The sequence below is a fragment of the Goekera deserti genome (assembly GCF_010685995.1).
Taxonomy (GTDB): Bacteria; Actinomycetota; Actinomycetes; order Mycobacteriales; family Geodermatophilaceae; genus Goekera; species Goekera deserti.
This window is the reverse complement of the sequence record NZ_JAAGWK010000037.1, coordinates 52556-65855: the sequence shown is the minus strand read 5'-3', so window position 1 is coordinate 65855 and position 13300 is coordinate 52556. Positions and strand designations below refer to the sequence as shown.

Here is a 13300-nt window from a genome sequence, read left to right as displayed (position 1 = left end):
GAGATCGCGCAGAACATCGTCGGGGTGAGCTCGGCGGCGGAGTCGACCACGCAGGCGCTGACCCAGACCCGGGTCGCGGTGGACGAGCTGTCCCGGATGGCCAGTGACCTGCGTGGCTCGGTGGCCCGCTTCACCTACTGAGCAGCCACGCCAGGACGCCGCACCTGCCCGGGAGGGAGCGTGCACCGTCTCCCCGGGACAGGTGCGGCGTCACCGCCAGCGGTACTCCAGCTCCGGCCGGCCCGCCCCTCCGTACCGCGGGGAGCGGGTGGCCAGGCCGCTCTCGGCCAGGTGCTCCAGGTAGCGCCGGGCGGTGATCCGCGAGGCCCCGATCACCGCCCCGGTCTCCGCCGCCGACAGCGGCCGGTCCGCGGCCCGCAGCGCCGCGACCACGGCGTCCAGCGTCTCCCGGCCCATGCCCTTGGGCAGCGGCCCGGATCGGGAGGGGCGCACCGCCTCCAGCACCCGGTCGACGTCCTCCTGCCCGCCGATGTCGCCGCCGCCGCGCAGCTCGTCGGCGTAGCGCGCGTAGGCCTGCAACCGGTCCCGCAGGGCCGCGTAGGTGAACGGCTTGAGCAGGTAGCCGACCACCCCGGCCGCGGCGGCGGCCCGCACCGTGGACAGCTCCCGTGCCGAGGTCACCGCCAGGACGTCGACGTCCACGCCGCGAGCGCGCAGCTGCCGGCACAGCGCGGTGCCGTGCGTGTCCGGCAGGTTCATGTCCAGCAGCACCAGGTCGACGGCCGGCTCGCCGCCGGGCAGCAGTGCGGCCAGGGCGGCGGCCCCGGTGCCGGCCACGGCCACGGTGCGGAAGCCCTCCGTGCGGTCCACGTAGGCGCGGTGCGCCTGGGCGGCCACCGGCTCGTCCTCCACCACCAGCACCCCCAGGTCCCGACGACTCAGCACGGCGTGCCCACCGCGCGCGGTGAGACCGGCACCTGCATCGGCAGCGAGACCCGGAACTCCGCGCCCGGGCCGGGCCGCAGCGTGATGCTGCCGCCGTTGCGGCGCACCGCCTGGGCCACCAGCGCCAGCCCCAGGCCGCGGCCGAGCCCGCGCGGCGCCCCACCGCCGTCCCCGCCGCCGGCCTCCTTGGTGCTCCAGCCGCGCTCGAACACGTGCGGCACCTGCTCCTCGGGCACGCCGGGGCCGGTGTCCTCCACCCGGATCTCCAGCCGGCCCTCCTCCTGCCATGCGGTCAGCTGCACCTCCCGCGGGGCGGTGCCGGCCAGGGCGGCGTCGATGGCGTTGTCCACCAGGTTGCCCACGATCGTCACCAGGTCCCCGCCCGGGATGCCGGTCGTGCCGACCGAGGTGGCCGGGTCGATCTCCAGCGCCACCCCCCGCTCCGACGCCGTGGCCGCCTTGCCCAGCAGCAGCGCGGCCAGCACCGGCTCCTCGACGGCGCCGACCACCCGGTCGGTGAGCTCCTGCGCCGAGGCCAGCTGCGCGGTGGCGAACTGCACGGCATCGGCCGTGCGGCCCAGCTCCACCAGCGAGACGGTGGTGTGCAGCCGGTTGGCCGCCTCGTGCGCCTGCGCCCTCAGCGACTCCGCGAAGGCCCGCACGCTGTCCAGCTCGCCGGTGAGCGCCTGCAGGTCGGTGTGGTCCCGCAGGGTCACCACCGCGCCGACCGAGCGGCCCGACGGGGTGGCCGGCGACTGGCTCACCACCAGCACCCGCGAGCCGCTGACGTGCACCTCGTCCACCGCCAGCCGCTGCGCGGACAGCGTCTCGGTCAGCTCCCGGGACAGCCCCAGCTCGGCCACGTGCCGGCCCACCACGTCGGCGTCCCCCAGTGCCAGCAGCCGGCGGGCCTCGTCGTTGACCAGCTGCACCCGCCGCTCGCCGTCCAGCAGCACCAGGCCCTCGCGCACGGCGTGCAGCACCGCGGAGTGGTACTCCAGCACCCGGGCCAGCGGTTCGGCGGCCAGCCCGCGGGTCTGCCGGCGCAGCCGCCGGCTGATCCCCCACGTGCCCAGCGCGCCCACGGCCAGGGTGGCCCCGGCCGCCAGCAGGATGCCCGGCAGGCTCCCGGACAGCTCGTCGCCCAGGGCGGCCACGGTGATGCCCACCGACACCAGGGCGACGACGTCCTCCGGGCGCTGGGTGGTGGTGCCCGGCCGGAAGACCGGCACCACCGCACGCACCGAGGGCCCGAGCGTCCCGGTGTAGGTCTCGGTGAACGGCTCCCCCCGTAGGGCCGGTGCGATGGTGCCCACGAACGGCTTGCCGATCTGCGCCGGGTCGGGGTGGGTGAACCGGGTGCGGTCCGGTGCCATCACCGTGATGAACGACGTGCCCGTGTCGACGCGCACCTGCTCCACGTAGGGCTGCAGCACCGCCGTCGGGTCGGGGCCGAGCACCTCGCTGCGCACCGCGGGCGCGTCGGCCAGCGTCTCCGCGACGCTGGTCGCCAGGTCGCCGGCCTTCTCCGTCACCGCCTCCTGCGCGTCCCGGTAGGCGGCCACGCCGAGCGCGAGCACCACCACCGTCACCACGGCCGCCTGCAGCAGCAGCAGCTGCCGGGCGATGCTGAGCCGTCCCGCCTGGGCAGGGCGGACGCCCCGGCGGAGCAGCGGTGTGGGCAGGCGCACAGTCCAGCAGTCTGCCCCGCCGGTGGGCACCCCGGGTGGCCGGTCACCCGGGAGGGGCGCAGCATGCGCGGTGAACGCTGTGAACGGAAGAGTGACGGCGGTCACCGCGTGCCTCACAGTCGTCCGTGCCGCCCTCACCGGCGACGACGGCTGGTCACCCGCCCGGCGCGCCCCGTGCGCCGGGCAGCGCGCCGCGCACCCTGCCGCCACCGACGCAAAGGAGCAGTCATGGCCACAGGCACCTCGTCCTCCCCGCCGACCCCGCCGAGCGGGGGCTCACCCGGGGCGCCGGCGTCCGGCGAGCCGGTGAGGGAGAAGCGCGACAAGACCCACTGGCTCTACATCGCGGTGATCGTCGCGGTGGTCCTGGGCATCGCCGTGGGGCTGCTGTTCAAGGACTTCGCCGTCGACCTGAAGTGGCTCGGCACGATGTTCGTCAACCTGATCAAGATGCTGATCTCGCCGGTCATCTTCTGCACGATCGTGCTCGGCATCGGCTCGATCCGCACCGCGGCCAAGGTCGGCCGGGTCGGGGGTCTGGCGCTCGGCTACTTCCTCACGATGTCGACCTTCGCGCTGGCCATCGGCCTCGTCGTCGGCAACCTGGTCCACCCCGGTGACGGCCTGCAGCTCACCGAGTCGGCGCGCGAGGCCGGCCAGCAGTACGCCACCCAGGCCGAGGGCGGTGGCGAGGGCGGCACGACCGGCTTCATCCTCGGGCTCATCCCCCGCACGCTGGTGTCGGCGCTGACCGAGGGCTCGGTCCTGCAGACGCTGCTGGTCGCGCTGCTCGTCGGCTTCGCCATCCAGTCGATGGGCAAGGCCGGCGAGCCGATCCTGCGCGGCATCGGTCACCTGCAGCGGCTGGTCTTCAAGATCCTGGCCATGATCATGTGGGTCGCCCCGATCGGCGCCTTCGGCGCCATCGCCGCGGTGGTCGGCGAGACCGGCGTCGAGGCGCTCAAGAGCCTCGGCCTGCTGATGGCCGCCTTCTACCTGACCTGCGCGATCTTCGTGTTCGGCATCCTCGGCGCGATCCTCAAGGTCGTCGCCCGGGTGAGCATCTTCAAGCTCTGCAAGTACCTGGGCCGGGAGTACCTGCTCATCGTCTCCAGCTCGTCCTCGGAGACCGCGCTGCCCCGCCTGATCGCCAAGATGGAGCACGCCGGGGTGTCCAGGCCGGTGGCCGGCATCGTCGTGCCGACCGGGTACTCGTTCAACCTCGACGGCACCGCGATCTACCTGACCATGGCCTCGCTGTTCATCGCCGAGGCCCTGGGCGACCCGCTGTCGGTCGGGGAGCAGATCGGCCTGCTGGTCTTCATGATCATCGCCTCGAAGGGCGCGGCCGGCGTCAGCGGTGCCGGCCTCGCCACGCTGGCCGGCGGCCTCTCCTCGCACCGGCCGGAGCTGCTGGACGGCGTCGGGCTGATCGTGGGCATCGACCGGTTCATGTCCGAGGCCCGCGCGGTCACCAACTTCTCCGGCAACGCGGTCGCCGCCATCCTGGTGGCCACCTGGACCAAGGAGCTCGACCGGGAGCAGCTGGACGCCGTCCTGGCCGGCCAGCGGCCCTTCGACGAGGCGACGATGGTCGACGGCGGGCACGGCGGCGGGCACGACGTCGTGGAGGAGGTCGCCCCGGTGGCGGCCGACCGGGTCACCACCGAGCGGATGCCGGCCGGTCGGCCCACGGCCTGAGGACCCCTCGTCCCCACGACGCGTCCCGCGCACCGCGGGACCCTGCGAGGGGGCCGGCTCCGGCGCCCACGTCCCCCTCGGGGGCGTGGGCGCCGCAGCGTCGCGGGGCCGTTCGGGGACGGTGGGGCAGACTCGGGCCCGTGGTGCAGGGGGCGCAGCCGGTCGACCGACCGGACGGGGTGGAGCCGGACCTCGTCCAGCAGGCGGTCGAGGGCATGCAGCGCCCGCTGTTCGTGCTCGACACCGGCTTCCGCATCCGGTACGCCAACCCGGCCGCCGTCCCGCTGTTCCAGCGTCCCGGTGAGGACCTGGTCGGGATGCACGTCTGGGAGGACTTCCCGCGGGTCGCGGGCACCGTCTTCCACCGCGCCTACGTCGCCGTGGCCCAGACCGGCCAGCCGCGCACCTTCGAGACGCTCGTCCCGCGCACCGGCACCTGGTGGCGGGTCGACGTGTTCCGCACCGACGCCGGGCTCGTGGTGACCATGGAGGACATCACTGACCGGATGCGCCTGCAGCACGCCCGGGACGACGCCGTCGCCGAGCGCGTCGCCGCCGCCGAGCGGGCCGCGGCGGCGGCCGCCGCGGCCGAGCGGGCCGGCCGGCACCTGATGATGCTCGGCGCGGTCAGCCAGACCTTCTCCGTGCTGCCCGACGTCGACGCCGCGGTGACCCGCCTGGCGCAGCTGTGCGTGCCGCTGCTCGGCGACTGGTGCCTGGCCGGGGTCGTCGAGGACGGCCGGGTGCGCCACCTCGGCCGGGCGCACCGCGACCCGGCCCGCGCCGCGGCCCTGCACGCGTTCGCCGAGGCACGGCTGGCCAGGGCCCGGTCGGTGGACACCCTGCCGCCGGCGCTGCTGGCCGGGGAACCGGTGGTGCTGCAGTCGCTCTCACCCGGCGACGCGCAGCAGTTGATCGGCGACCCTGCCTCGCGGGCCGCGCTGGCGGAGCTGGAGGTGGGCGCGCTGGCCGGGCTGCCGCTGTTCGCGCGCGGCGAGCTGTTCGGCGTGCTGGTGCTGGTCAACGGACCCGAGCGGGGCCCGTTCAGCACCGACGAGCTGCGCACCGCCGGCATCGCCGCCCGGCGGGTCGGGGAGATGCTGGAGAACGCCCGGCTGGTCGCGGCCCGCGAGCAGATGGCCGAACGGCTGCAGCGCAGCCTGCTGGCCGACCCGGTGCACCCCGACCACCTGGGGGTGGTGGTGCGGTACCGGCCGGCGACCCGGGGCATCGCGCTGGGCGGCGACTGGTACGACAGCCTCGTCCGGCGCGACGGCAGCACGGTGCTGGTCATCGGGGACGTGATGGGTCACGACGTCGACGCCGCCGCCGCCATGGCCCAGGTGAAGACGCTGGTCCGGGGCATCGCCTACGACCGGCTCGAGGAGCCGGCCGACGTGCTGCGCCGGGCCGACCGCGCCGTCGTCGGGCTGGGCGGGCAGGCGATGGCCACCGCGCTGGTGGCACGGGTGGACGAGCCCGGAGACGGGCCGCGCCAGGTGCACTGGGCCACCGCCGGCCACCCCGCCCCCCTGCTGCTGCTCGCCGACGGCACCGTCCAGGACCTGGTGGCGCCGGTCGGGCCCCCGCTGGGGATGGGCTGGTCGGGGCCACGGGTCACCGGGTGCGCGGACCTGCCCGCCGGCAGCACGCTGCTGCTGTTCACCGACGGGCTCTTCGAGCGCCGGGACGAGGACCTGGACGCTGGGCGCGGCCGGGTGCGCACCGTCCTCGCCGGTCTCGTGGGGGCCGGCCTGGACGAGCTGTGCGACACGCTGCTCGCGCGGCTGGTCGACGACCGGGTCGAGGACGACGTCGCCGTGCTCGCGGTGCGCGTGCCCGGCTGAGACCCGCGACGGGGCCCCGGGAGGGGCCCGGGTACGGCAGAGTGACCGGTGTGACCGGCACCGTCCCGTTCCGCCCACCGGGGGACGTCGAGCTGCTGCGGCAGGCTGTCGAGGGCATGACGCGCGCGCTGTTCGTGCTGGACGACCAGCTGCGCTTCCGCTACCTGAACCCCGCGGCGCACGCGACCCTGGGCGGCCGGCACCCGGGTGACCTGCTGGGCCGGCACATCTGGGACGAGTTCCCGCACGGGGTGGGCAGCGTGTACGACCGCGCCTACCGGCACGCCGCCGCGACCGGGGAGAAGGTGACCTTCGAGGCCTGGGTCGAGCGGCTGGACGGCTGGTTCCGGGTGGACGTGTTCGGCACCCGGGCCGGGCTGGTGGTCACGTACGAGGACGTGTCGTTGCTGCACCGGGTCGAGCGGTCCCGGGACGACGCGGTGGCCGCCCGGATCGCCGAGGCACAGCGCGCCGAGGCCGCGGCCCGCACGGCCGAGCGGGCCGGGCGGCACCTGATGCTGCTCGGTGACGTCAGCCGCACGTTCACCGTCCAGCCCGAGGTGCACGAGGCGGTGACCCAGGTGGCCGAGCTCTGCGTTCCGCTGCTCGGCGACTGGTGCCTCACCGCCCTGTTCGAGGACGGCCGGCTGCAGGACGTCGGCCGGGCGCACCGCGACCCCGCACTGCTGCCGTACGTGCAGGACTACGCCGAGGCCCGGGAACGCGCGAGCAACGGCGTCCCGGTGGTGCCGCCGGAGCTGCACACCGGCGCGGCGCTGGTCGTGCAGGACCTGACCCCGGAGCAGGTGGCCGGCATGTCACCGGACCCGGCGTCGCGCGCCGCGCTGGTGCCGTTGCGCCCGTCGGCCGTGGCGGTCTTCCCGTTCGTGGTGCGCGACGAGCTGGTCGGCCTGGTCACCCTGGTCACCGACACCGATCGTGGCCGGTTCACCGACGAGGAGCTGCGCACCGCCGAGATCGTCGCCCGCCGGGTGGCCGAGCGGGTGGAGAACGCCCGCCTGGTCGCCACGCGCACCCGGATGACCGAGCAGCTGCAGCGCGGCCTGCTCACCGAGCCGGTGCAGGGCGGTGCCGTGCAGATCGCGGTCCGGCACCGGGCCGCCCGCTCCCAGCCGCTGGGCGGGGACTGGTACGACAGCTTCCGGCAGCCCGACGGCGACACGGTGCTGGTCATCGGTGAGGTGGTCGGCCGGGACCAGGAGGCGGCCGCGGCGATGGGCCAGGTGCGGACACTGCTGCGCGGCACCGGTTGGGACCGCGGCGAGGAGCCCGCCCGGCTGCTGGCGCGCACCGACCGCACCGTCGTCGGCCTGGCCGTGCCGACGGTGGCGACCGCGCTGGTGGCCCGGGTCGAGGGCACCGCGCCGCACCTGTCGCTGCACTGGGCCTCGGCCGGTCACGGCGGGCCGCTGCTCGCCCTCCCCGACGGCACCGTGCAGGACCTCACCGGGCCGGTCACGCCCCCGCTGGGCACCGGCTGGACCGGCGAGCGCACCGGGGCCCGGGCCGACCTGCCTGCCGGCTGCACGCTGCTGCTGTGCACCGACGGGCTGGTCGAGCGGGCCGACCGGTCACCGGAGGAGGGCCGGGCGTCGCTGGCCACCGTGCTCGGGCAGCTGGCCGGGCTCCCGGTCGAGGAGCTCTGCGACGCGCTGCTGCACCGGCTGCCGGACGACGGGGCCGACCGGGACGTCGCGGTGCTCGCCGTCCGGGTCGGTGGCTGAGGGCCCTCAGCTGCCGCTGGCCGCCGCCGCCCGGACGGCGTCCTCGACCGCCTCGACGCCCTGGGTGGCCCACAGCACGGAGTAGTGGTCGGTGTCCGGCACCTCGACCGGCACGATGCCCGCCGCGTCCAGCCCCAACTGGGACAGCCGCACCTCGTCGTAGAGCCCGGGCACCTGACCCTGCATGCCCCGGGTCGCCCACAGCAGCACCGCGGGCACCGGCAGCTCGGCGGCGGGCTCCAGCACCCGCTCGTTGAGGAACACGTCCCCGCCGTCCACCCGGACCGCCTCCGGGACGACCGCGCTGCGCAGCTCGGGCTCGGTGCCGGTCAGGTCGCGCAGGAAGTAGCCGGTCACGGCCGGGTCGTCCACCCACGGCCCCAGCGCCGGGTGCGCCGCCCACCACGCCCGGACGGCGTCCCGGTCGGGGAAGGTGCGGCCGATCCGGTTCAGTGTCGGGCCCAGGCTGGCGGCGAGCACCGCGTCCAGGTCGGCGCCCGGCGGCGTCGGGAAGGCCAGCCCGCCGTCGACCAGCACCAGACCGTGCAGCAGGTCCCGGCCCGGGCCGGCTGCGGTCATCGTGGCCACGAAGCCGCCCATCGAGTGACCGACCAGCACGGTGGCCTGCGCCCCGGCGTCCCGGACGGCGCCGAAGTGCCGCAGCAGCGCGGTCACGTCGTCGGCGTGCGCCTCGATGCCGTAGGGCCCGGGCAGGTCCGCGCTCAGCCCACGGCCGCGCAGGTCGGGTGCGACCACCTCGAAGTCCCCGGCCAGCGCCCGGGCCACCGGCTCCCAGACCATCGCGTTCCCGGTGATCCCGTGCACCAGGACGGCGATCGGCGCGCCCGGTGCGTCGGCCGCCCAGTACAGCGCGGCCAGTTCCCCGCCGTGCACCGGCACCCGGATCTCCTCGGGGGTGCGGTCGGGGGCGTCGTCCGGGCGGTCGGGGCTCGTCACCCGCCCAGCCTGCCCGACCCGGCCCCGCCCGGCACCCGGGGCGGGCGGTTCCACGTGGAACCGCCCGCGCTCGGGCGAGCTCGACGGCGCAGGCGGGCCTGGCGCCGGGTCGGGCATGCCCCGGCGACGCCGGTACGACCGGAGCGCGGGGATGTGGTCAGTCGCCGGGCGCCTGCTGCACCCACGCGGTGGTCTCGCCGGGCAGCAGGTCGCCCTCGACCGGCGAGCTGGCGATGACCAGCCGGCCCGGCGGCAGCGGCACCGGGGTGTCGCCGAAGTTGGTCACCGAGGTCCAGCCGCCCGGCCGGGTGAACCGGACGACGTCGGCGGGGCCGTCGTCGTCCCAGGTCAGCGTCTCGGTGCCCTGCAGCCGGCGACGCTGCGCCAGCGCCTGCCGGTAGAAGGCCAGCGTGGAGTCGTCCCGGGCGGCCTGCACGTCGGTGGCGAACTCGGCGAACCAGGCGGGCTGGGGCAGGTGCGCGCCGGCGCTGCCGAAGCCGAACGACGGGCCGGTCGACGTCCACGGCAGCGGCACCCGGCAGCCGTCCCGGCCCTTCTCGGTGTGCTGCGAGCGGGCCCACACCGGGTCCTGCAGCGCGTCGACCGGCAGGTCGGCCACCTCGGGCAGGCCCAGCTCCTCGCCCTGGTAGAGGTACATCGAGCCGGGCAGTGCCAGTGCCAGCAGGGTGACCGCTCGGGCCCGGCGCAGGCCGCGCTCGGCGTCCGCGGCGGGCTCCCGGCCGTCCGACAGCAGCCAGGCCTTGAGGTCGGTGCCGGTGGGCAGCGCGTAGCGCGAGGCGTGCCGGACCACGTCGTGGTTGGAGAACACCCAGGTCGAGGAGGTGCCCGACTCCCCCGCCAGGTCCAGGTTGGCCTGGATCAGGGTGCGGAACCGGGCGCCGTCCCAGCCGGCCTCGAGCAGGTCGAAGTTGAAGGCCTGGCCCAGGCCCTCGGGCGAGGCGTACCGCGCGCGCCGGTGTGCCGGCACCCACGCCTCGGCGACGGCGGTGCGCGGCGGGTCGTAGGAGTCGAACACCTCACGCCACTCGCGGTACACGTCGTGCACCTCGTCGCGGTCCTCCCAGCGGTGCTGGCCCTCGGCGTGCGTGCCCGACTCCAGCTCGGCCTGGGTGGGCAGCGGGTGGCTCATGTCCTTGGTCAGCGCGTGCGCCACGTCGATCCGGAAGCCGTCGACCCCGCGGTCGGACCAGAAGCGCAGCGTGCGCCGGAAGTCGGCCCGGACCTCCTCGTTGGCCCAGTTCAGGTCGGGCTGCTCGGGGGTGAACAGGTGCAGGTACCACTCGCCGCCGCCGACCGGCTCCCACGCCGAGCCGCCGAAGATCGCCGTCCAGTCGCTGGGTGGGCGCTCCCCGTCGGGGCCCTCGCCGCGCATGAACACGTACCGGTCGCGTGCGGGTGACCCGGGTGCGGCGGTGAGCGCCTCGGTGAACCAGGCGTGCCGGTTGGACGTGTGGTTGGGCACGATGTCGACCACGACGCGGATGCCGGCGGCGTGCAGCGTGGCCACCATCTCGTCGAACTGCTCCAGCGTGCCGATCTTCGGGTCGACGTCCCGGTAGTCGTCGACGTCGTAGCCGCCGTCGGCGAGGGCCGAGGGGTAGAACGGGCTCAGCCAGACGGCGTCCACGCCCAGGTCGCGCAGGTGGCCCACCCGGCTGGTGATGCCGGGCAGGTCGCCGATGCCGTCGCCGTTGGAGTCGGCGAAGCTGCGCGGGTAGATCTGGTAGACGACGGCCTGCCGCCACCACGACGCGTCCGGGTGCGCCGCCGGTGCCTCGTCGACCTGCTGCGGGCCGGTCCGCTCCGGGTCGAGCAGGGGCGGGTCGATCGGTCCGTGGTCGCTCAGCTGGGTCACGCCGCTCCTGTCGTGTCCGGCGGCGCGCGGGTGCGCCGGCGGGGGGTGGGCAGGCTCCGAATCTAGTCGGGCGGGGTGTGGCCCGGCGCCCGGGCCGAGATGCGTCACGTGACGGAGGTGCTGGACGACGGGTGCCGCATCGCCGCGCCGGACCGCACTGCGATGCGCCCTCCAGCGGGGACCGGACCGGCTGGGCAGGGTCGAGAGCGAGCCCGGCGAGGTCAGCGGAGTCGGCCGGTCCGGGCGGGTCAGCCGGTTCGGCAAGGTCGGCCGGTTCGGCGGGGTCAGCCCGCGCGACCGGGCGCGCCGGTGCGCACGGTGCCGGCCAGTCGCAGCCCGGCGACGGCGACCGCCACGCCGACGGCGGTGCCCAGCGTGTTGAGCAGGACGTCGTCGACGTCGGCGCTGCGGCCGGTGACGTACTGCGACAGCTCGATGGCCACCGACAGCCCTCCCCCGGCGGCGACCACGGTGCCGGGCCGGCAGCGGGTGCCCAGCACGCCGAGCAGCCCGATCGGCACGAAGACCAGCACGTTGCCGGCCAGGTTGCCCAGCGCCAGGGACCCGTTGCTGCTGGCCAGCTGGGCGGCGATCGTTGTACCGGGCACCAGGTTGTAGGAGCCGGCGCCCCAGGCGGAGCCGGCCACCAGGGTCATCACCAGGACGGTCGCCACCGCCCCGGCCAGCAGCACCCGCACGCAGGTGCGGGCCGCCCCGCGCCGGTCCCCCCGCCGCAGCGCCGGGACGCCGGCCAGCGCGGTGACCAGCACGACGACCGCGACGGCGCCCAGGACCAGCGGCACGTCCAGGTACCGGAGGATGTCCACCCCGGCAGCCTGGCACGCCGGCCGGGCCCGCGGCGGCATCGCGGCCCTGGTAGCTGCACGGGGTGCGGTCGAGGAGTTCCACTCGTGCCCGCGGCCGCCCGCCCCGCCGATGCTCGGGTCAGGACGGCCCACCCGGCGCCGCGACGAACCCGGAGGCTCCCGTGACCCCCAAGACGACCGCCTCGACCACCAGCGCCTTCTTCCTGCAGGCGGTGATCGCGTTCGCGGTGAGCAGCATCGGCCTGCTGGTGGGCGTGGCCTGGCTGCCGCTGGATCTGTGGCAGCGCTCGTTCCTCGGCATGGGGAAGGACCCCCCTGCCCCCCACGCTTCGCAGGCTCAGCGCGGGCCCCTGCAGCGGGGCCGTGATCACCTCGGCGTTCACCCTGGCCACGGTGATCCGCGACCAGCAGGAGGGCAGCTCGGTGATCAGCCGCATCGACGAGGCCCGGGTGCAGGAGATGCTGGCCGACTACGACCCCTTCACCCCCGCCAAGCTCTGACCCCCGCCCCCGGGGCCCTTCAGCAGGCGGGCTGGCGGAGGAGGTAGCGGCCGAAGTGCGGCACGGTGAAGGCGATCTGCCCGCGCTCGGCCGAGTACACCAGCCCCTTCTTGATCAGCGAGTCGCGCGCCGGGGACAGTGACGCCGGCTTGCGGCCCAGCGCGCCGGCGACGTCCGCCGTGCCGACCGCCGAGCCGGCGGCGCCGCCGAGCTCGGCCATGGCGTGCATGTACTCGCGCTCGGCGGGGGTGGCCCGGTCGTAGCGGGAGCCGAAGAAGCCCACGGCCAGCTCGGCCTCGGCGGCGGGGGCGGCCATGGCGACGTCGGCGGCCGTGATCGGTGAGGACGCCGCGACGTCCCAGGTGACCTTGCCGTAGGCCTGCACGAAGTACGGGTAGCCGTCGGCGGCGGCGTACAGCGCGTCCAGGGCGGCCGGCTCGAAGTCGACGTCCTCCCGGGCGGCGGGTGCCAGCAGGGCGCGGTCGGCGGCCTCGCGGTCCAGCCGGTCGATGCGCAGGTACCGGAACAGCCGCTCGGAGTAGCTCTTGGACGCCGACAGCACCGCCGGCAGGTGCGGCAGTCCGGCCCCGACGACGATCAGCGGCGCTCCCTGCTGGGACAGCTCGTGGCAGGCGGCGCATATCGCGGACACGTCGTCGGTCTGCACGTCCTGCATCTCGTCGATGAACAGCGCGATGCCGCTGCCGACGTCGGCGGCCACCCCGGCGGCGTCGCTGAGCAGCTCCACCAGGTCGATCTCCATGTCCCCGGAGTCGGCCCGCCCGACCGCGGCCGGCACGTCGATGCCGGGCTGCCAGCGGTCGCGCATCCTGGCGTCGGCCGACGGGCGGGCTCCGGGGGCAGGGCGGGGTGCCGAGCGCAGGGCGAAGGCCTTGACGACGCCGAGCACCGACTCCATCGTCTCGACGTCCCGGTGCCGGGGGCCGAGTTCGCGCAGCGCCATGTGCAGGGCGGCCGACACGGGCCGGCGCAGCGACTGGTCGGGCCGGGCCTCGAGTTTGCCGGTGCCCCAGCCGCGCGAGATCGCCGCCGACCGGAGCTGGTTGAGCAGCACGGTCTTGCCCACCCCGCGCAGCCCGGTGAGCACCAGCGAGCGCTCGGGGCGGCCGTGTGCGATCCGCTCGAGCACCACGTCGAAGGCGGACAGCTCGCTGTCCCGGCCGGCCAGCTCGGGTGGGCGCTGGCCGGCGCCGGGGGCGTAGGGGTTCCGGACGGGGTCCATGTCGAG

At 75.6% G+C, this 13300-nt stretch carries 10 protein-coding genes; 4 read left to right on the top strand and 6 right to left on the bottom strand.

Going from position 1 to position 13300, the window contains the following annotated elements; genetic code table 11:
- Positions 1-210: 210 nt before the first annotated feature.
- Together G1H19_RS21745 and G1H19_RS21740 are read right to left on the bottom strand one after the other, a co-directional pair.
- Positions 211-906 carry a response regulator gene (locus G1H19_RS21745; RefSeq protein ID WP_235928445.1) on the bottom strand — a complete coding sequence of 232 codons (696 nt, stop codon included), beginning with the start codon at positions 904-906 and terminating at the stop codon, positions 211-213.
- Entirely contained in the window at positions 900-2597 is a 1698-nt protein-coding gene (locus tag G1H19_RS21740) for a sensor histidine kinase (protein WP_235928443.1), read from the bottom strand. Before G1H19_RS21740 ends, G1H19_RS21745 begins: the two co-directional genes overlap by 7 nt.
- Positions 2598-2825: 228 nt before the next feature.
- Between G1H19_RS21740 and G1H19_RS21735 the strand changes: the two genes are divergently transcribed.
- The 3 genes from G1H19_RS21735 to G1H19_RS21725 all read left to right on the top strand — a co-directional run bounded on the left by G1H19_RS21735 (position 2826) and on the right by G1H19_RS21725 (position 7890).
- Positions 2826-4298, top strand: coding sequence for a cation:dicarboxylate symporter family transporter (locus G1H19_RS21735; RefSeq protein WP_152732129.1), 1473 nt, complete (start codon positions 2826-2828; stop codon positions 4296-4298).
- Between the two features lie 140 nt (positions 4299-4438).
- Positions 4439-6145 carry a SpoIIE family protein phosphatase gene (locus G1H19_RS21730; RefSeq protein ID WP_152732128.1) on the top strand — a complete coding sequence of 569 codons (1707 nt, stop codon included), beginning with the start codon at positions 4439-4441 and terminating at the stop codon, positions 6143-6145.
- Positions 6146-6195: 50 nt separating this feature from the next.
- A complete protein-coding gene (locus G1H19_RS21725) occupies positions 6196-7890 on the top strand; it encodes a SpoIIE family protein phosphatase (RefSeq protein ID WP_152732127.1) in 1695 nt (564 codons plus the stop codon).
- A gap of 6 nt (positions 7891-7896) precedes the next feature.
- Here G1H19_RS21725 and G1H19_RS21720 read toward each other — a convergent pair whose 3' ends face one another.
- The 3 genes from G1H19_RS21720 to G1H19_RS21710 form a co-directional block, all read right to left on the bottom strand.
- Positions 7897-8847 (bottom strand): alpha/beta hydrolase, encoded by a 951-nt coding sequence (locus G1H19_RS21720; protein ID WP_235928442.1) that lies wholly within the window; start codon positions 8845-8847, stop codon positions 7897-7899.
- A 157-nt stretch (positions 8848-9004) separates the two neighbouring features.
- Positions 9005-10723 carry a glycoside hydrolase family 13 protein gene (locus G1H19_RS21715; protein WP_235928440.1) on the bottom strand — a complete coding sequence of 573 codons (1719 nt, stop codon included), beginning with the start codon at positions 10721-10723 and terminating at the stop codon, positions 9005-9007.
- 284 nt (positions 10724-11007) lie between these two features.
- Complete coding sequence (locus tag G1H19_RS21710; protein WP_162393645.1) at positions 11008-11550, bottom strand: VanZ family protein; 543 nt, start codon at positions 11548-11550, stop codon at positions 11008-11010.
- A 363-nt stretch (positions 11551-11913) separates the two neighbouring features.
- Between G1H19_RS21710 and G1H19_RS23695 the strand changes: the two genes are divergently transcribed.
- A complete protein-coding gene (locus G1H19_RS23695; protein ID WP_235910669.1) occupies positions 11914-12051 on the top strand; it encodes a hypothetical protein in 138 nt (45 codons plus the stop codon).
- A 19-nt stretch (positions 12052-12070) separates the two neighbouring features.
- Here the strand turns inward: G1H19_RS23695 and G1H19_RS24250 are convergent, their stop codons facing one another.
- Positions 12071-13294 carry an ATP-binding protein gene (locus tag G1H19_RS24250; RefSeq protein ID WP_152732124.1) on the bottom strand — a complete coding sequence of 408 codons (1224 nt, stop codon included), beginning with the start codon at positions 13292-13294 and terminating at the stop codon, positions 12071-12073.
- Between the last annotated feature and the right edge of the window lie 6 nt (positions 13295-13300).